17 protein-coding genes and 1 pseudogene are annotated in these 19,113 nt (G+C 58.5%); 9 read left to right on the forward strand and 9 right to left on the reverse strand.

Annotated elements, in window-relative coordinates:
- The 6 genes from QWJ46_RS29775 to QWJ46_RS29800 all read right to left on the reverse strand — a co-directional run.
- Positions 1–180, reverse strand: a 180-nt coding sequence (locus QWJ46_RS29775) for an acetyl-coenzyme A synthetase N-terminal domain-containing protein (RefSeq protein WP_302756082.1), incomplete at its 3' end; no start/stop codon positions are given.
- A gap of 159 nt (positions 181–339) precedes the next feature.
- Positions 340–1,674: an FAD-binding oxidoreductase gene (locus QWJ46_RS29780; RefSeq protein WP_302756084.1), complete on the reverse strand. Its 1,335-nt coding sequence runs from the start codon at positions 1,672–1,674 to the stop codon at positions 340–342.
- Positions 1,675–1,853: 179 nt separating this feature from the next.
- Entirely contained in the window at positions 1,854–2,732 is an 879-nt protein-coding gene (locus QWJ46_RS29785; RefSeq protein ID WP_302756086.1) for an ABC transporter permease, read from the reverse strand.
- Positions 2,733–2,764: 32 nt separating this feature from the next.
- Positions 2,765–3,715 (reverse strand): ABC transporter permease, encoded by a 951-nt coding sequence (locus QWJ46_RS29790; RefSeq protein ID WP_302756089.1) that lies wholly within the window; start codon positions 3,713–3,715, stop codon positions 2,765–2,767.
- A gap of 72 nt (positions 3,716–3,787) precedes the next feature.
- Complete coding sequence (locus tag QWJ46_RS29795) at positions 3,788–5,458, reverse strand: peptide ABC transporter substrate-binding protein (protein ID WP_302756110.1); 1,671 nt, start codon at positions 5,456–5,458, stop codon at positions 3,788–3,790.
- Positions 5,459–5,489: 31 nt separating this feature from the next.
- Complete coding sequence (locus QWJ46_RS29800; RefSeq protein ID WP_302756112.1) at positions 5,490–7,160, reverse strand: ABC transporter ATP-binding protein; 1,671 nt, start codon at positions 7,158–7,160, stop codon at positions 5,490–5,492.
- Positions 7,161–7,376: 216 nt separating this feature from the next.
- On the opposite strand from QWJ46_RS29800, the gene QWJ46_RS29805 reads away from it, so the two are divergent.
- Entirely contained in the window at positions 7,377–8,045 is a 669-nt protein-coding gene (locus QWJ46_RS29805; RefSeq protein WP_302756091.1) for a FadR/GntR family transcriptional regulator, read from the forward strand.
- A gap of 84 nt (positions 8,046–8,129) precedes the next feature.
- Here the strand turns inward: QWJ46_RS29805 and QWJ46_RS29810 are convergent, their stop codons facing one another.
- Complete coding sequence (locus QWJ46_RS29810) at positions 8,130–8,996, reverse strand: LysR substrate-binding domain-containing protein (RefSeq protein WP_368046104.1); 867 nt, start codon at positions 8,994–8,996, stop codon at positions 8,130–8,132.
- A gap of 113 nt (positions 8,997–9,109) precedes the next feature.
- On the opposite strand from QWJ46_RS29810, the gene QWJ46_RS29815 reads away from it, so the two are divergent.
- The 6 genes from QWJ46_RS29815 (at position 9,110) to QWJ46_RS29840 (ending at position 15,047) form a co-directional block, all read left to right on the forward strand.
- On the forward strand, positions 9,110–10,315 hold the full coding sequence (locus tag QWJ46_RS29815) for a four-carbon acid sugar kinase family protein (RefSeq protein WP_302756113.1): 1,206 nt from the start codon (positions 9,110–9,112) through the stop codon (positions 10,313–10,315).
- Complete coding sequence (gene pdxA / locus QWJ46_RS29820) at positions 10,312–11,286, forward strand: 4-hydroxythreonine-4-phosphate dehydrogenase PdxA (protein WP_302756095.1); 975 nt, start codon at positions 10,312–10,314, stop codon at positions 11,284–11,286. Before QWJ46_RS29815 ends, pdxA begins: the two co-directional genes overlap by 4 nt.
- An 11-nt stretch (positions 11,287–11,297) precedes the next feature.
- Complete coding sequence (locus QWJ46_RS29825) at positions 11,298–12,023, forward strand: 4-hydroxythreonine-4-phosphate dehydrogenase (RefSeq protein WP_302756097.1); 726 nt, start codon at positions 11,298–11,300, stop codon at positions 12,021–12,023.
- A gap of 78 nt (positions 12,024–12,101) precedes the next feature.
- A complete protein-coding gene (locus QWJ46_RS29830) occupies positions 12,102–13,280 on the forward strand; it encodes a DSD1 family PLP-dependent enzyme (protein ID WP_302756099.1) in 1,179 nt (392 codons plus the stop codon).
- Positions 13,280–13,705, forward strand: a complete 426-nt coding sequence (locus tag QWJ46_RS29835; protein WP_184459214.1) for a RidA family protein — start codon at positions 13,280–13,282, stop codon at positions 13,703–13,705. Before QWJ46_RS29830 ends, QWJ46_RS29835 begins: the two co-directional genes overlap by 1 nt.
- A 19-nt stretch (positions 13,706–13,724) precedes the next feature.
- On the forward strand, positions 13,725–15,047 hold the full coding sequence (locus QWJ46_RS29840; protein ID WP_302756103.1) for an FAD-binding oxidoreductase: 1,323 nt from the start codon (positions 13,725–13,727) through the stop codon (positions 15,045–15,047).
- A 25-nt stretch (positions 15,048–15,072) separates the two neighbouring features.
- On the opposite strand, the pseudogene QWJ46_RS29845 reads toward QWJ46_RS29840, so the two are convergent.
- Both QWJ46_RS29845 and QWJ46_RS29850 read right to left on the reverse strand, forming a co-directional pair.
- A pseudogene (locus QWJ46_RS29845) lies at positions 15,073–15,379 on the reverse strand (FAD-dependent oxidoreductase); the annotation flags it as partial.
- A gap of 277 nt (positions 15,380–15,656) precedes the next feature.
- Entirely contained in the window at positions 15,657–16,325 is a 669-nt protein-coding gene (locus QWJ46_RS29850; RefSeq protein WP_302756104.1) for a haloacid dehalogenase type II, read from the reverse strand.
- Between the two features lie 564 nt (positions 16,326–16,889).
- On the opposite strand from QWJ46_RS29850, the gene QWJ46_RS29855 reads away from it, so the two are divergent.
- Both QWJ46_RS29855 and QWJ46_RS29860 read left to right on the forward strand, forming a co-directional pair.
- Positions 16,890–17,885, forward strand: a complete 996-nt coding sequence (locus tag QWJ46_RS29855; protein WP_302756106.1) for an ornithine cyclodeaminase family protein — start codon at positions 16,890–16,892, stop codon at positions 17,883–17,885.
- Positions 17,882–18,859, forward strand: a complete 978-nt coding sequence (locus QWJ46_RS29860; protein WP_302756108.1) for a threonine/serine dehydratase — start codon at positions 17,882–17,884, stop codon at positions 18,857–18,859. The genes QWJ46_RS29855 and QWJ46_RS29860 overlap by 4 nt, the downstream gene beginning before the upstream one ends.
- Positions 18,860–19,113: the final 254 nt, after the last annotated feature.

Genomic DNA, 19,113 nt, shown 5'->3' on the forward strand with positions numbered 1-19,113 from the left:
GGTAAAGGAGGTGTTCTTGACCTTGGTATAAGGTTTGAACCAGTCGATCCGCTTGCCGTGCTTGCCCCAGAATTTGTCCGGGTTTTCAATGCTTTCCTCGTACCATTTCAGATATTTTTCCCGGTCTATGAATGCTTGTTCGCGAATGATACGCGACACGGTGTAGCGATCGAGGACCACTGATTAACTCCCTGTGATTGGCTCCTGGAAATTGATCCCGCTAGACGAGAATCTTGAAGCCAGTTCTGTCTTATTGATGTCCCAACCCATTTGTCGGTCTGAGGCCAGTTTACAGGCACACTGACAGCAGAATCTTGGACCGCAAACTTACGTCGGCCGTTACATCATTTCCGGCCGTCTGATTGCCGAGCCGTCGCTGAAGCGGCTCAGCCTGTAGGGTGAGATGTCTGTGATCGGGGTCTCGTTCATGACGATCTCGCTCACCAGCCGGCCTGCCCCCGGTCCGATGGCAAAGCCGTGTCCGCTGAACCCCGCCGCGATCACGTAACCAGGCAGTTGCTCCACTCTAGAAATAACAGGGACGAGATCTGGCGAAGTATCGATGAGTCCTCCCCACGCGCGCTCGACGCCGATTCCCTTGAGCGCCGGGTATTCGCGTTCGAGGTTCCTCAATGCTAGCTTCACGAGGTTCCGGTCAGGCGCAGGATCAAGAATGCGGTTCTTCTCGAACGGCGAGATTTCGTCGTTCTCCCAACTACTGAAAGCATCGGGCCCATTCCAGAAGCTGCTGTTCAGACGGTACTTCAACTTCTTGCCGATCTTGCTGCGGTACATCTGGTAGAATTTGCACGCGTATCGCATCCCCCGCGGCGTAATGTCGAGCGTGCCTCGTCCCGGCACGGCGATCGTGTAGGCGCCGTCTGTCCGGCGCCGCAACACGAAGTTTGACGCCGAGAGACATCCTGCTTGAATGATCTCGGGCGCGGGAGTCGTCTTAATTGCAGTCCCGGAGATGTTTGCGACGGGAAGCTCAATGCCATATCGATGAGAAAACCGGGAAGCCCATGCCCCGCCGGCGCAAACAACGGTACCGGCTTTCACAAGTCCCCGCTCTGTCCACACGCCTGTTACCTGGCCGTTGCTAATATCGAGGCCTCGAACGGCGCAGTTTTGATGGAGCAATACGCCGTTTTCCTTCGCGGCCTCAGCGATGGCCGGTACGGCAAGGCTAGGCTCCGCCCGCCCATCCGTCGGAGACCAGACGCCGCCAATCCATGAGGACGTACCGCCCGACGCTCGCTGATTGGCCTCGGAAGCACTGAGGATCTGGCTGTGAAATCCTTGGAGGCGCGCAGCCTGGCCCCACTTTTCCCATCGGGCGACGTCAGCCTGGTTCTTCGTGCAGTAAAGTATCCCGGTTCGACGGAAGCCGAGATCGCGACCGGTCTCGGCGCTCAGTTCCTCCCAGCGCCGCAGACTGTACATGGCCAGTGCAAGCTCATAGAGATCCCGGTTTTGCTGACGAACCCATCCCCAGTTGCGGCTCGATTGCTCGCCACCGACAATGCCTTTTTCAAGCAGGGCTACCGATACCCTTTTACGGGCGAGCTCATAAGCCGTGCAGGTACCCACGATGCCCGCCCCGATGACGACGACATCGACTTGGGTTGGAAAAGAGTCGCTATCACTTACTTTCTGAACCTGCACCGGCATAGTCTATTCCTCTGGCGTTGCGTTCCAGTCATCTCCGACTGGAAGCGCTAAAAGCTGGGTTAATTGATGGGCGTGCGCGCTACGTTCCCGTCCCTGGCGGTGGCGGTGAGGTCGTCTTTGTTCCGCCGACCATGCGTTCGCCTCAGCGTCTTCTGGCGCCGCCCGAGATGATGTTTCTCTCAGCTGTGATCACCGCGAACATCGAACGCATCGCGCAGCCCGTCGCCGATGAAATTGAAGCTTGTGACAGCGATCGTTATGGCCGCACCGGGAATGATCGCCAGCCAAGGTGCCGTCCCCAAATATTGCTGTGCGCCGTTCAGCATATTACCCCAGCTGGGCAGCGGCGGCTGAATTCCATAGCCAAGGAAGCTGATGTAAGCCTCCATCAGGATCGCCCGGGCGACGGTCAGGGTCGCCGCGACTATAATTGGACCCATGGCATTGGGAAGGATTTCGCGAAACATGATGTGCGTTGCGCTCAGTCCCAACATGCGGCCGGCCAGCACGAATTCACGCTCACGCAGGGAGCGGACCTCGGCCTCGACGATGCGGGCAACTTCCATCCAGCTTGTGGCAGCGATGACGACGGTAATCATGATCGGGTTTGGCTTCAGCGCAGCGGCAAGAGCAAGCACAAGGAATATGGATGGAAAGGAAAGGAAGCCATCGACGGCGCGCATCAGCACGGTGCCCGCCAAGCCTCCCCTGTATCCCGCCACCACGCCGACAAGGGTTCCGATCAGCGTCGACAACACCATCGCTGAGAAGCCGACCAAGAGCGAAATCCGCCCCGCCATGAACAGGCGGGCCGCCAGGTCTCGTCCCAGCGGGTCCGTGCCGAGATAATGCTGCCCGGTCAGGGGCGGCGCGAAGCGGGCACGCAGGTCGATATAGAGGGAATCGTACGGCAATAAATGGGGACCCAAGACGCATGCCAGCGTCAGGAGGGCGATCATCACCATCCCGATGAGGGCCAGATGGTGCTTCATGAAACGGTGCGCAGTTCGGCTGTTCCACCAGCGCTCCCGGGGCGAATTTGCGGCAATGGCAGTCATGATGGCTGACTCCTGATGAGCGTTCATGGCGCTTAACTCAGACGGATACGGGGATCGATGATGGCGACAACGATGTCGGCGGCGAGGTTGCACACCACGACAAGGATCGCTGAGAACATGAGCAATCCCATCACCACCGGGTAGTCACTGTAGCCGAGGCTGTCGAGGAACAGGCGTCCCATGCCCGGCCAGGTAAACACCGTCTCGGTGACCAGAGCACCCGTAAGGACGCTGGGAAGCTGCATCCCAAGGAGTGTGATCATCGGCAGGAGAGCATTGCCGATGACATGTTTCATCAGGATGCGACGCTCACTTAATCCTTTGGCGCGGGCGGTCTTGATGAATTCCTGATTGATAACATCGAGAGTAGCCGTTCGCATGTAGCGGCTCCAGATGGCCACATGCACGAGCGCGAGCACGACGCTGGGCAGAATAAGATGGTGGAGATAGTTCAGAAGGGATTCGTCCCCGATCGTGTACATGTTGCCGGCTGGCAGCCAGCCAAGTCTGAGCGAGAAGACGTAGATACCGATTAGCCCGAACCAGAAAGTCGGGATCGAGAGGGCTACCATCGCACCGACCGTCGCCATGTAGTCGAAAATTGAATAGCGCTTTACGGCGCCGCGAACGCCGATCCAGGTACCGATGGCGATTGCGATGACGGTGGACGATCCCATCAGCAACAGCGTTGCCATGAGGTGTCGTCCAATTACCTCGAGAACCGGCGCTCCGTCGCGGAATGAGTGGCCCCAGTCTCCTCTCAACAGGCGCCAAGCCCAGTCCAGATACTGCATCCACAGAGGACGGTTCAGGCCCAACTGCCCCGCCAGTCGGTTCAAGTCGTCCTGCGTCATGCTCGCATCGAGCCCGAATTGTGCCAGGGGCCCGCCCGGAATCAGGTTGAGGACCACGAAGCCGATGACGGAAACGATCAGGAGCAGTACGAGGCTCTGAGCGAACCGGTTAAGTAGGAAGCTACGCATTCAGGCTCTCCCTGTGATAGCGCCAATAGAGGTCGCCGCCGCGAGGCGCGGCGGCGACGGCGGGAGGTTAACTCAGCTCTTCCAGCGCCAGCCGGCAGCATGCCAGGATGCCGTGCGCGTGTTCGTATTCGGCTCCCAGCCTTCAAGGCCTTCCTTCTTGCCAACCACATAGGTGGCGGCAAACAGAGGAAGGAAGGGAAGGTCCTGACGCACGATTTCCTGGATACGGTAGTAGATTTCACGACGTGCATCCGGATCGAAGGTCTGGGCCCCCTTCTTGAGCAGCGCATCCACTTCCGGATTGGAATACTGGCCGACGTTCGATCCCTTTCCACCCTTCGCGGCAATCGCGCTGCTCGCAAGACGATTGGTTGCATCGGGGTCCGCGGCGATCAGATGCGTAACGCCGGAGATCGCCGTGTCGAACTGTGACTTCAGCCAGAATTCGCCAAACATGACGGCAGCCGGCAAATTCGAGATCGTCATCTGGACGCCGATTTCCGCGAACGTCTGCTGCAGGAACTGCTGCACCTGCTCACGGAGATTGTTGCCCGATGTTGTCGAATTGTTGAATGCGAGCTTCACGCCGTTCTTTTCACGGATCCCATCCGACCCCGGGACCCAACCGGCGTCGTCGAGGAGCTTGCGTGCGGCATCGAGATTGAATTCCTGTGCCGGAAGCTTCGGATTGAAGTAGAACGACTCCTTCGGCATGAAGGTTTCGGTCGTTGTCACAACGCCGAAATAGAGCGCGTCGATGATTGCCGCTCTGTCCATTGCAGCATAGAGTGCCTGACGCACCGCAAGTTCCTTGAATTGCGGCCGCTCCAGGTTGAGATAGAACGACTCGACGGAGGCACCTGGCACCAGGCTCACCACACGGCCCGGCAATTTGCTGGCTTCGTCGTAGTGGTCGGGCGTGATGTACGCCTGGTCGGTGAGGTCGATGTCGCCGCTCTTGAATTGGGTGTAGAGCACCGTCTGGTCGGGGATGTATTTGAATACAACCTGTTCGACATAGGGGCCATCCCCAAAATAATCCGGGTTCGCTGCCAGCTCGAGGTGGTCGCCGGCCACGCGCTGGCTCCACTTGAAGGCACCGGTGCCAACGGGCGCCTGGTTGAAGGCTGCTGCGTTCGGATCGGCCTCATTTTCGAGAAGGTGCTTTGGCACGATGAAGGTCTCGGTGAGAAACGACAGGTAAGGGGCGAAGACCTGCTCCATCCGCCAGGTGATTTCAGTTGGCGAAACCACCGTGAGATCACGTACCAGCGAATGGCCGCCTGTGCGCCAGGCGCGGAATTTCGGATTGGTGATCAGTTCAAGGGTGAACTTCACATCCTCAGCCGTAAAGGGCTTGCCGTCATGCCAGCGGACATCATCACGCAGGCGAACGCGCCAGTTCAGGCCATCCGCCGAGATGCCGCCGTTCTTCTGCGTGGGCACTTCTAGCGCAAGATTGGGCTGAAGCACGCCTTGCGGATCCATGCGAAAGAGCGCGTCGAAGAGCGAGAAGTGGACCGCATCGTCAGTTTCGATATGTGCCATGAGCGGATTGAACACGGTCGGTTCCTGCGAAAGCCCGACCACGACGCGACCCGCAGGTTTCTTGTCCGCTGCCCAGGCAATATCAGGCTTGCCGATCAGGTTGGGGGCAGCAAAGCATGCAATGCCGCCGGCTGCCATCAGGCGCAGTGCGTCGCGCCGAGAAATATTTGTTTTGGTCGTAGACTCTTTTGTCATTTCATTCCCTCTCTTTTTGCTCATTAGGAACCTACTGCGGTGAGCCGATTGCACTTTCGCAATTATCTCTGCCTCGTTCTCCCGGGATTGCGGCCACAAGTTCACGCGTGTAGTCGGATTGCGGTTTCAGGAAAATCTGAGACGGCGGGCCACGCTCGACGACCCGGCCCTTCTGCATCACGGCAATTTCGTCGCAGATCTGGCTGGCGACACGAAGATCATGGGTGATGAAGACCATCGATACGCCGGTCTCGCGCTGGATTTGGTCAAGCAGTTTGAGGATCTGGGCCTGGATCGACACGTCGAGCGCGGAGACTGCTTCGTCGGCAATCAGCAGCTTGGGCTTGAACATCAAGGCCCGTGCGATGCCGATGCGCTGGCGCTGACCACCCGAGAATTCGTGCGGGTAGCGGCCGAAGGCGCCTGCATCGAGACCGACGTGGGATAGCAACGCCCGCGCCTCTTCGCGCGCGTGCGCGTAGGGCATACCATGTGCGACGGGCCCGACGGTCAATATCTGACCGATGGTGGAGCGTGGATTGAGCGAGGCAAAGGGATCCTGAAAGATCATCTGAATCCGAGGCCGCAGCGGCCGGAACTCGGATTCAGAGAGCTTGACGATGTCCTTGCCCTCAAACAGGATCTGACCGCTGTCGCTATCCTGAAGCTTGATCAGCAGTCGCCCCAACGACGACTTTCCGGAACCACTTTCGCCGACAATGCCAAGAGTGCGGCCAGAAGCCAAGGTGAATGAGGCGTCCTGCACCGCGGGCACCACACGCTGGCTGCCGAACAGCGCACTGCCGCTGCGATAAGTCTTGCACAAGCCACTGACTGTCAGGATTGTCTCGTCGCTCGTTTGCACCTTGAGCTTCCTGTCCTCGCCCGTGAGGCGCGGAACCGCTGCGATCAAGCGCTGGGTGTAGGGGTGGCTGGGTGATTTCAGAACCTGGTTGGCGGTGCCCTGCTCGACAATCCGCCCTTTCTCCATAACCACGACGCTGTCGGCAATTTCTGCGACGACGCCGAAGTCGTGGGTGATGAACATGACGCTCATATCCTTGCGGCGCTGAATGTCACGGATGAGCTTCAGGATCTGCGCCTGCGTGGTTACGTCAAGGGCTGTCGTCGGTTCGTCTGCGATCAGCACGGTCGGCTCAAGGGCCAGCGCCATGGCGATCATGACGCGCTGGCGCTGACCACCGGAAAGCCTGAACGGATACTGGTAGTACATCAGTGCCGGATCGGGAAGGCCGACTTCCGTCAGCAATTCGAGGGCGCGATCACGGCGTGAGACCTTGGTACCCACTCCATGCGCGGCCATCACTTCAGTAACTTGCTCGCCGACCGTCATCAGCGGGTTGAGCGCCGAAAGCGGATCTTGAAAGATCATGGACACGACACGGCCGCGCAGCTGGCGCAGCTTTTTTGCCGGCGCCCCGACGATCGTCGTTCCATCGAGATTGATCGCACCCGAAGAGACCGGAATAATCTTGGGCAAGAGACCCATGATTGTGTTTGCGGTTACCGACTTGCCCGATCCAGACTCACCGATGATGCAAAGGATTTGGCCACGCTTGAGGTCGAAGGATACATTTTCGACGGCATGAGCCCGTTCCATGCCTTTCGGGAGGTCGACTGTCAGGGCGCGCACCGAAAGCGCTGCGTCGTCTGCTCTAACAGCCTCGGTCATATTGGCCATCGATATAACTCCCTTGTTGCGCAGCTTCTTCATTGAGGTTTGGCCGCTGTTCTAAGCGTGCCGCTCATAACCTCTCGAGCGGTGCGCAGCCCGTTTCTGGGCCTCAGCGCCATTCGCTACCAATCGGCGTTGGTTCTGCGATTAATATAAGATTGGTCTTGCTATTGGTGTCAATATAGATCAAATTGGTTTCGAGAAATTTTTATCGGAGGGCTCATGAGCGTGGTGTTGAAAGATTTCATTGAGGCGGAAGGCCTGGAGCCTGGAGATCGACTGCCTCCTGAGCGCGACTTGGCTCTGAAACTGGGGCTGCCGCGTACCGCCCTCAGACGGATGCTCAGTTCGCTGGAGAAGGAAGGTCGCCTCATCAGACATGTCGGCAGAGGCACCTTCATCGCCGGCAGTGGCGTAGGTTCCAGTGCCCTCCGCCGGCCGGCAAGCAGTGACGGAGAAACATTGCGGACCTATCCAGCGGAAGTCTTCGAGGCGAGGCTGATCATAGAGCCTAAGATAGCGGCACTGGCGGCATTACGCGCGACCAGGCAGGAAGTCGAAGAAATGCAGAAATCAATAGCGCGAGGCAACGCATCGGAATCTTTGGTCGAATTTGAGAAATGGGACGCCGTCTTTCATCGCATTATCGTCCAGGCCGCGCGTAACGGCCTTCTGGCATCGCTCTATGAAGGTATTCACGCGGTGCGCGCCGGGAACCTCTGGGGAAAAATGAAGGAACAGTCGCTGACCTCTGAGCGCATGACGGCCTATATCGTCAGCCATCAGGCGATTCTCGATGCGATAAAGGATCGTGATAGCAGAGAGGCGGAGCGAAACATGTATGATCACATCATTGACGCCAGAACGAACATACTCGGTCCGAGTATCTGAGAACTTGGTCTGAAAATTGGTATTGAGCGTGTTGACGCGTGCCCACCGCCACGGCCCTGATGTCGCCGATTTCAGCCGGCGGGTCTACTTAAACTGCCGACGAAGCCAGGACAGGAAGCTCCGTTTCCTGGCATCGCCTTCGAAAGGAAGGCGACTCAACAGGATGTAGCTGTAGCCGTTGCTGGAGAACCCGTGGGGAGCCACCAATTGCCCATTTTCCACAGCGTCGGCGACCAGCGGCTCCGGGCCGATCGCAGCACCCAGCCCCGCGATTGCCGCCTCGATACTCAAATAGAAATGTTCGAAGACCTGGCTCCCGGGTGGATTTGGATCTGCGATCTGATTGTCGGAGATGTACCGCGTCCACGCATCTCGACGGGTGGCGGAATGAATGCGAGGCAAGGAGAGGATATCATTGCCGCCGGAAGCCAAAAGACCTGGCGCGCAAACGGGGCCGACACGTTCTTCGACCACCGTTTCCATGAAAAGTTCCGGCGGCCAGCTGAAATCGCTTCTCCGGAGCGCCAGATCGATATGGCTCCTGTCGAAGCTTACAGGGCCGCCGGCGGCCAATACATGAACCTCAATCTCCGGATGAAGTGCATTGAATTGCGGCAGGCGCCGGATCAGCCAGCGCTGGGTGAATGTCGGCTCACATGAGAGCACCAGCGGCGCCGAGCCCCCGCCTTTGATTTCATCGCAACACTCACCGATCTGGCGAAACACCTCGCTCATGGTGCCAAGCAGACGCCGTCCTGGGGCGGTTAGAAAAACGGCCCTGTTTCTTCGTTCAAAGAGGGCCACCCCTAAGTCTTCCTCAAGCATGCGGATCTGCTTGCTGACGGCGCTGTGCGTGACGAACAATTCATCGCCGGCGCGCCCGAAATTCAAATGCCGTGCAGCTGCTTCAAACACTCTAAGCGCGGATAAGGATGGGAATCGTGCGGCCATATCTGTGAGATAAAGTGACTGGTTTCCGTCAGAATTGATCGTTTTTTCGGCAAACGCAATAGCGCTAATATCCTCGTCGTCACACAAAAACCGATAGGATAGCGATTTTGAAGGTGGGAATCCTGGCCGATGACTTGACGAGTGCAACGGATGGCGCCTCACCATTTGTGAGCATGGGGCACAGATGCATTGTCTTCAGCAACTACCGGCGATCGTCGCCTGAAGATGTCGCGATCATCTCGATTAATAAAGCAAGTCGGGCCGCATCCGTGAAGGACGCTGCCGATTGGGCGACACAGGCGGCAAAAAGCCTGGCATCCGCGGAAATCCTTTACAATACCGTTGATTCCACCATTCGCGGCCACGTTGGAGCTGAGATAACGGCCGCACTCGCGGCGTCCGGTAAGCCCATCGCAATCGTCGCTCCGGCTTTCCCCGCAGGCGGACGCACTACTGAAGGAGGGCGCCAGCTTCTTCATGGCGTACCGTTGGAGGAAACCGCGTTTGCAAAGGACCCGCTCCACCCGATAGCGGCCTCCCATCTTCGGGCTCTGTTTCCGGATATACCGGAGGCGGAAATCCGTTACCTTGGGCTTGCGGAAATCCGTGCATTGAAGTCCGGAGAATTGGCCGCGGATCACCGGAAGTTGTTGATCGCCGACGCAACAACTCAGGAAGATCTGGCCCGGCTGGTGAAATCGGCGGCGGATCCGAGATCCATCCTTTGGTGCGGTTCTCCAGGACTCGCAATCGCACTCGCAGACTTTGTGGGTCGCGCCGATGACACCACACTGTTGCCCCCCGCGGCGGCGCTCAATCTCTTCGTCATTGGCAGCGTCAACCCCCTGAGCCGCGAGCAATGCTCACGGCTGGTGAGCACTGGCAACGTCCGGCAGATCATCATCGACGCCGAGGTGGCGTCTGCCTCTGCCGACCTCGCGGCCGAAAACGCCGTTGCCCAATACAGACAATCCGGAACGAGCGGTGATGTCATTTTAACCACGTCGGACCGTGGCACTTCCGCCGATCCTCGATCCATCGCCATCGCTCTTGGCAAGGCTGTCCGCGCGATTATGGAGCATCATCCGGTGACCGGACTCTTCTTGACTGGCGGTGACACTGCCGAATCCGTGCTGAACGAACTTGAGATCAGTTCTCTCAATCTTCTCGGCGAGGTCGAGCCCGGCATCCCGGTGGGCCGCGCAACCGGCCCCCACCCTATTCACATCATCACAAAGGCGGGCGGCTTCGGCTCGTCCAATATCCTGCTGAAATCAGCCGAGTTGCTTCGGGGCCTCTGGCTTGGAGTTAAGAAATGAAGAAACCTGTTGGCATAACGATGGGCGATCCCTGTGGAATCGGCCCGGAAATCATTGCGCGCGTTTTCGCGGACGGACTGCCGGAGCAAGCAGTGGTGATCGGCGACGCAAAGGTGATGGAACGCGCGGTGCGGGCCTTGGCCCGTCCTCTCCAAGTGCAGCCCATCGCGTCGGTCGACGAGGCGATCCGAGACACGACGCTCATACCCGTACTCAACGTCTCGGACCTGCCGGACGATATGCCGATCGGTCAGGTGGACGCTCGCGCCGGGCGCGCGAGCTACGACTATGTCGTGAGAGCGATCGACGAAGCGCTGGCAGGAAACATCGGGGCGATCGTGACCGCGCCGATCAACAAGGAAGCAATGAAGAAGGGCGGGCTCAATTATCCCGGCCACACCGAAATCCTTGCTGAACGGTCCGGGACCGACAAGTTCGCGATGATGCTGGCAAACGCCGAGTTGCGCGTCATTCTCGTGACGATCCACGTGTCATTGCGCGACGCAATCGACCTGGTGACGCGTGACTCTGTGCTCAGAACGATCGAATTGGCGCACAAGGCTGGCCTGGCTTATGGCATCGCCTCGCCTCGCGTTGCGGTCGCCGGCCTCAATCCCCATGCCGGTGAAAACGGCATGTTCGGACGCGAAGATCTCGACATCATCGCGCCGGCGATCAGGCGCGCTCAGGAATGTGGAATAAACGCTTCCGGCCCGTGGCCCGGAGACACGATTTTCATGCGGGCCCGCAAGGGCGAGTTCGACATCGTTGTTGCACAATACCACGATCAGGGGCTCATTCCGGTCAAGTATTTCGGCATCGACAACGGCGTCAACGTCACCATCGGCTTGCCCTTCATTCGTACCAGTGTCGATCACGGCACCGCATTCGACATCGCGGGCCACGGCACGGCCGACCATTCCTCTCTTCGCTATGCCTTCGATCAGGCCCTGCTTCTCAACGCAATTTAGGAGCGCTTTCGATGTCCCAGACTCCCAACTTCATTTTCATGCTGACCAACCAGGATCGGACCGTTGCCGACGCCGCCGAGCGCCTCGAGGATGTGCTTGCCGCAGGCATCACGCATGTGGGGTTCAAGGACATTGGCCTCCCGTTCGATGAACTCGTGGGCCTTGCTTCGGCGATCAAAAAGGCGGGTGCGACGCTCTATCTTGAAGTTGTTAGCCTCGACGAGGAGAGCGAGCGCCAGTCCGCGCAGGCTGCGGTCGATCTCGGCGTCGATATCTTGATGGGCGGAACCCGACCGGATGTCGTTCTGCCAATTATCGCTGGGAGGAACATCCAGTACTATCCCTTCCCCGGCAAGATCGTTGGTCATCCGAGCAAGCTCGATGGGACGATCGAAACAATTTTGGAAAGTGCCCGGCAAATGGCTGCGATCGACGGTGTGAGCGGTCTCGATCTGCTCGCCTATCGCTTCAATGGCGATGTCGAAGCGTTGATGACGCGGGTGTGCGAGGCCGTTGAGAAGCCTGTAGTCGTTGCCGGATCGATCGACAACCCTGATAGGATGGCGGCCGTCGTACGATCTGGCGCCGCAGGGTTTACCATCGGCACTGCGGCTTTCAATGGGGCGTTCTCAGGCAGTTCCGATCTGCGGTTGGAGGTCGAGAAGGAGATCGACGTGCTCACGCGAATTCAGGCTGACGCCGGTGATATTACGCTGTCACCGTTAACCGCCAGCTAAATCGAACCTTCACCGACCATTAATTGCTATCTTTATGGTTTAGCGACAAGGTGAATCTCGAATTTGGAGATCAGATTGATGGATCTAACGATGTTCGACCCCTCCACGCGCTTGGCGGCCACAACCACTCTTGACACGCTGGAAACGCCCTGTCTGATTCTGGACGCGGACCGGATGGACCGTAATATCACACGGCTCAGGAACCGGCTCGATGGCATGGGCGTGTCGCTTCGACCGCATCTGAAAACCGCGAAGTCTCTCGACGTGGCCCGGCGGGTCATGAGTGCGCCCGAGGGACCGGCGACGGTTTCCACGCTGAAGGAAGCCGAGAAATTCGCGGCCGATGGTGTTCGCGACATGATCTATGCGGTCGGCATCGCGCCGGCAAAGCTTGCACGTGTCGTTGAGCTGCGCTCCGAGGGCGTCGATCTGGTGGTCGTACTGGATACCCTCGAGCAGGCGCAGGCGGTTGCCGCGGCGTCCCGAGACGCCGGAATGCGGATCCCAGCCATGATCGAGATCGACTGCGATGGCCATCGCTCGGGTGTGGTGCCCGCCGATCACGCTCAGTTGCTGGAGATTGGGAAGATCCTGGCGGCAGGGGCTGAGCTGCGTGGCGTTCTGACCCATGCTGGGGATAGCTATAAGGGTGGGGGCGTCGCGGAGCAGAAGCGTTATGCGGAAGCGGAGCGCTTGGCCGTTGTTGATGCCGGGCGTCTTCTGCGCGATGCGGGTCTGCCGTGCCCCGTCGTCAGTGTCGGTTCGACGCCAACGGCCCACCACGCGAAGGACCTTACTGGAGTGACCGAAGTCCGCGCCGGCGTGTTCGTGTTCTTCGATCTGGTAATGGCAGGCATCGGCATTTGCCAAGTCGACGACATCGCGCTCAGCGTTCTGGCGACGGTTATCGGCCATCAGCGCGAGAAGGGTTGGATCATCACCGATGGCGGATGGATGTCGCTGTCGCGGGACCGTGGCACCGGCAAGCAGGTCGTCGATCAGGGATATGGCCTCGTCTGCGACCTCGAGGGCAACGCCTATCTCGACATCATTGTTGCCGATGCAAATCAGGAGCATGGAATTATAGCCGTGCGACCCGGGTCGGACGCTCGCCTGCCTGACCTGGCGGTCGGAGACAGGGTGCGGATCCTGCCGAACCATGCTTGCGCAACCGCAGCACAGCACTCAGTCTATCATGTTGTCCGCGGTGGCTCGCATGCAGTTGAGACCTGCTGGCCGCGCTTCGGAGGCTGGTGATGTCGGACGTCGTGACCATCTATACCGACCTCGCGCCCCGCCCTGCGGGTCATTATGTCCAGGCCAAACTGGCGGGCGAGCATCTATATATATCAGGGCAGCTCCCGATTCGGCCGGATGGGGCGCCGCTTCCCGACGATGGGTTCGAGACGCAGGCGGGGCAGGCCATCGAGAATATGCTGGCGGTTCTCGAAGCCGCAGGCGGCAGCCCGGACAATCTCGTCAGGGTGACGGCCTACATCGTTGGCGTCAGCAACTGGCCGCGCTTCAACCAGGTTTATGCAGCGCGGCTGGGAGAGGCGCGCCCGGCGCGCACTGTGGTTCCGGTGCCCGAACTGCACTACGGCTATCTCGTTGAGATCGACGCGATCGCCATTATCGCGCGAGACGCTCCGGCGCGGCAGGCAGAAAACAGCTCCGACTAATCAATTCAGGTCAGCCACGATGTCACCACTCCTCAAACGCATACAGAGCGATCAAGAGCTTCCCGCGAAGGCCGACGTCGTCGTCATCGGCGGCGGCATTATCGGCGCATCGGCGGCATTTTTTCTCGCAGAGCGGGGGCTCTCCGTTGCTTTGATTGAAAAGGGATATGTCGGGGGTGAGCAGTCAAGCCGAAACTGGGGCTGGTGCCGGCGGCAGAACCGCGATGAGCGCGAACTGCCGCTCTCGGGGGTTTCCATGCAGGCGTGGGACCAATTTGCTGCGAAAATCGACGAAGACGTCGGCTTCCGCCAATGCGGCCTGTTCTATGCGACAGACAACCCGCAGCAGCTGGCGGAATGGGAACAATGGCTTGCACTTGCCCGGCAATTCAACGTCAATACGAAGATGCTGACTGCTCGGGAGGCGCATGACAGAGTTCCCGCGCAAGGTCGCCGTTGGCTCGGCGGCGTTCATTCGGTCGATGATGGCAAGGGCGAGCCGGCCATTGCGGCGCCGACGATCGCGAATGGTGCCCGCAAGTTCGGAGCGACGATCCACCAGGAATGCGCTGCGCGAGGTCTTGATATCGTCAATGGCGCAGTTGCGGGCGTCATTACCGAAAAGGGGATCATCAGATCGCAGGCCGTTCTCAACGCCGGCGGGGCGTGGGCCTCCCTGTTCTGTCGCCAGTACGGCGTGCAGTTCCCTCAGGCAAGCGTGCGCCAGACCGCAGTTCGTACACACCCCACAACCAATCTCGGCGAGGCGATCTATACACCGGAGTGCTCGCTGACCCGCAGGTTGGATGGCAGTTACACACTTGCTGTCAGCGGCAGGGCGACCTTGGATATCACGCCGCAAGGCCTGCGCTATGCGCGCTGGTTCATGCCGATGTTTCTGAAGCGACTGAAGGCGGTTCAGATCGGCGTCGGCAGATCCATGTTTCATGGGCCCGAAGCCTTGGCAAGCTGGAACGGGGAGACGCTTTCGCCTTTCGAGCGGATCCGTGTTCTTGATCCAAGACCAAGCCGTCGAACGATCGCAGCCATCCTGAAGGGGGTCACCCAGCAGTTCCCGGCGCTTGCAGGTACCGAAATAGCCGACAGTTGGGGCGCCTACGTGGATTGCACACCGGACGCGGTACCGGTCATCTCGGCGTCTGATCATGTGAAAGGCCTTTATTTGGCCGCTGGCGGTTCCGGCCATGGCTTCGGCATTGGCCCGGGCATCGGCCGTCTGGCAGCCGACCTGGTTGCGAACGATAGGCCTTGCGTCGATCCCACGCCGTTCCGGCTGTCGCGCTTCTTTGACGGCTCCAGAGTCGAGGTCGGCGGGCTGTGATCATGGCAGAAGGCCAGTGTAGTTCCTAGCCGACGCTGTCCAGCACCTTGTAATACATGCCGACCAGCGGCAGGAACCAGGGGTTCCGAAGTGCCTCCGGGACGGATGGCCAGTCGAGCCCCTTCATCGGATTGCGGCCGAGGATCGCATCGGCGGCCAGCATTCCGAGATGGGTCGAAAGCTTGGCCCCATGGCCGCAGTAACCCATGGCGTACCAGACGCCATGATGAAAGCCTGCGCGGAACCGGTCCTTTGTTATGTCGACGAGGCCGCAAAGCTCGATCGACACTGGCGAGTCGCGGAAAGATCTCTGTGATGTCCGCCTCTAAGAGCCCCGCAATGTTTGAAGTCGGGCAGCATGCTTCCGAAAAGCAATTGTCGGGATGGAATCCAGGACCACTGTGCCCGACCCCATAAAGGTCGGGCGTTTGCCGCTGGCGCTGGCCCTTTCCGCCTCAGGATGGTTATTTAGGGTCGGACTTTTAAAATCACCTCGCCCCGCGATGTGATCCGTTATCGCTCCGCCGACCCGGCTGAACCGTAACGTTTCTCGGCCTCTCTCCGGTAAACCGAGATGGAAGAGAGATATTCAGACGTATTCAGGATTCTTCAGAGCCCGACGACGCCGGGCAGACCCGAAATCCCGGCAATCTCTGTATAGCCGTAATAGGGATTGGCCGGCTCGTGACCGCGATTGACCCAAACCTTGTTCTTGATCCCGAGGTCATGTGCGGACATCAGATCGTAACGGAACGAGGAGGAGCAATGCAGTATGTCCTCCGGGCCGCAACCAAGCATATCGAGCATATATTCGAACGTCCGGAAATGCGGCTTATAGGCGCCGGCCTGTTCAGCGGTGTAGACGGCGTGGAAAGGCGCGCCGAGCTTCTCGACGTTGGACATGATCTGCGAGTTCATAGCATTTGACAGAATGACTAATGGAATTTCCTTGGCCACCTTGGCAAGACCTGCCGGAACGTCTGGATGCGGACCCCAAGTGGGAACGCGTTCGTAAACCATCTGCGCGTCTTCGTCCTTGAAGTCGATGCCGTTGCGTTTGCAGGTCCTTGCCAGTGCGTTGTGGACCACGTCCGCATAAGGTTTCCAGTCGGCCATGACTTCATCAAGGCGATATGCGGAAAAGTCCGCGATGAACTGCAGCATTTTCTGCTCGCTCATTCGGTCGCCGTAAAGATCGCGTGCGGCCTCCGCCATCTGGAAGTTGATGAGCGTGCCATGGCAGTCGAAGGTGATGTATTTCGGACGGAAAGTGGTCATTCGCTTCCTCCTTGCTTTGCGGGGAGTTGTTCAAGTTATGCCCGATCATAGCCCCGAGCTCGCACTTGAACTGCCCGGATACTGCGGAACTTCAGCACAAAATGCTGAAGGGAAATATCGTTTGCCCTTGTGAGTGCTGGGTCAGAGTGATCCGCGGTCGAGATGCCGGGCGCGTCAGACAGGTACAGCCCGGTCAAGTCGTCACGCCGGAAACGAAAGCGCAGTTGCGAAATATGGGGCTTGCGTTGCAAAGAATTCGCGAGCTGAAAGAATCCAATCCTGGGAAGCTCGTCATTCGGTACCCGTACGCGACAGCGAGTAAGATCGACTGGGTCAGCTCCCAATCACTCGCCGATATTAGCATTGGAAGTGACGGGATCATTCCAGCACTCCCCTCGAGCTCCATGAGACGCCTGCCGGCACTCTCTGCCAAAATCGCCGTGCGATATAAAACAATCTGCCTGAGGTCCCGCGAATATGGCCAATAGAGCCACATTGGCCCTGATACGATCGATGCAGGTCAGGTCCTGATGCCCCGACGCCATTGAATGAGAGAGGTCACGCATGAAAACGCTGTTGCTCAAGAAGCATGACGTAGAGCGGCTCATCAGCATGACCGAGGTCATCGGCGCGGTCGAAGAGGCTTACAGGGCCTTCAGCAGCGATCAGGTGGAACAGCCCGACTATATCGGGATTCATCTGCCCTCGCTGCGTGGCGAGATCGACTTCAAGCTTGGCTACGATAAAGTCGCGGAAATCATCTCCATGAAAGCACATTCCGGAGGGTTCACCAACAATCCGGCAGAACATGGCGTGCCGAACAGCATGGGCACCATCCTGCTATTTGATGCCAGGAGCTGTGCGTTGATTTGCATCATGGATGGCAGCTTGATCACCGGCCTCAGAACCGGGGCGGCGGGAGCTGTCTCCGTCAAAGCACTGGCCAGGAAGAACGCCAGGACGATCGCGTCGATCGGCACAGGCAATCAGGCAAGAATGCAAATCCGGGCGATCAACGAGATCATGAAGATCGAAGAGATCCACGCCTGGGACAGCACCTACGAGACAAGTTCCAAATACAAGGCGGATATCGAGCGCGAATTCGGCATTCCCGTCACCGTCGCAAGCTCGAAGAAGGAGGCGGTCGAGCGGGCCGACATCCTGATCACAACGACCCGAGGGAAAGGGTCGCTTGTGGAAGCGGAATGGGTAAAACCCGGTACGCACATCGTTGCAATCGGCACGGATCAGCGCGGCAAACAGGAGCTGGATCCGGAGCTTTTCCGAAACGCCAAAATCATCGTCGACTCGCTTTCACAATGCACGCAAAAGGGCGAGACCTGGCACCCGCTGGATAAAAACATCATTGCCAGGGACGATATCCACGGCGAAATCGGCGAGGTGTTGTTGGGGAGGAAGCCGGGACGGGAAGGTGATGACGAAATCACCATTTTCGACTCCACTGGCATGGCCATACAAGACAATACGACCGCCAGCAAAATTTATCGCAACGCCATTGCGAACAATGTCGGCACTTTCTTCCAGTTTTTTGAGGAATGACCATGCGCAACTATCCTACCATTCAGGACATCCGCGAAGCTCAGCAGCGGCTAAAGCCGCACGTCAGACACACGCCGCTATTGCGTGCCGACAAAATCGAGAAAGCGGCTGGTTGTCAGCTCTACCTCAAGCCGGAAACCCTGCAGATCACTGGCGCATTCAAGATCCGCGGCGCCCTGAACAAGGCTCTCTCGCTGCCCCGAGAAGAGATGGCAAATGGGATAATTGCGACCTCGTCGGGGAACCACGCCCAGGCGCTCGCTTACGCAGCCAAGATGCTCGGCGTAAAAGTGCTGCTGGTGCTGCCGGTCACCACGCCAAAAATCAAGATCGCCAATACAGAAGCCCTTGGCGCGGAAGTCATTCTTTTTGATGGTGATAATGCTGCTCGATGGAGAAAAGTCTACGAGATCGCGGAAGGACACAATTATGCGGTCATTCACGGCTTCGAGGACCCCGTCGTAATGGCTGGTCAGGGAACGATCGGGTGTGAGATCCTCGAAGACTTGGAAGATGTGGACACGGTCATCGTACCCCTGGGCGGTGGAGGGCTGATCTCGGGCATCGCCACTGCGATTAAGGAAACCAAGCCATCGGTACGTGTTATCGCGGCAGAGCCTGCCTTGACGCCGAAATATTTTTACAGCCGGAAAAACAAGGAGCGCACATCGCTTCCGTTAAAAAACACGATCGCGGATGGTCTGAGGTTAAGCGTTCCGGGTCAAAATCCGTACCCGATTATCGAAAAATATGTCGACGAGATTGTTCTTGTTGAAGACGAACACATCATTACCGGAATGCGTGCCCTCGCCAAGCATGCGAAATTGATCGCGGAACCAGCCGCCTCCATCGGCATAGGAGGACTGCTGGCCGGCGGCATAGACGTCAAGCCAGATGAAAAAGTGTGTGCGGTCTTGTCTGGCGGTAATTGGGATCTTAGCGACCTTGCCGAGATTTACAATCTGGCACCGTGATCGGCCTCAGCTTCGGTCAGTACACCACTCCGATCGCCGGCGACGTCTGCGATTCTCATATCCTCTCCCACAAATGCAGACAGTTGCGACCGCGGGACGGATCGGAATTTCAATCGGCAGGGGGATAGATCAGAGCCATTCAAGGGAGCCACCAATGAAACACGCCCACAGCTTCTATATCGACGGTGAGTGGATCGAGCCCTCGGTTTCGAAAACACTTGAGGTCATCGATCCCTCGACCGAAGAGCCGATGG

The organism is Rhizobium sp. CBN3 (assembly GCF_030518245.1).
GTDB classification, from domain to species: domain Bacteria; phylum Pseudomonadota; class Alphaproteobacteria; order Rhizobiales; family Rhizobiaceae; genus Rhizobium; species Rhizobium aethiopicum_A.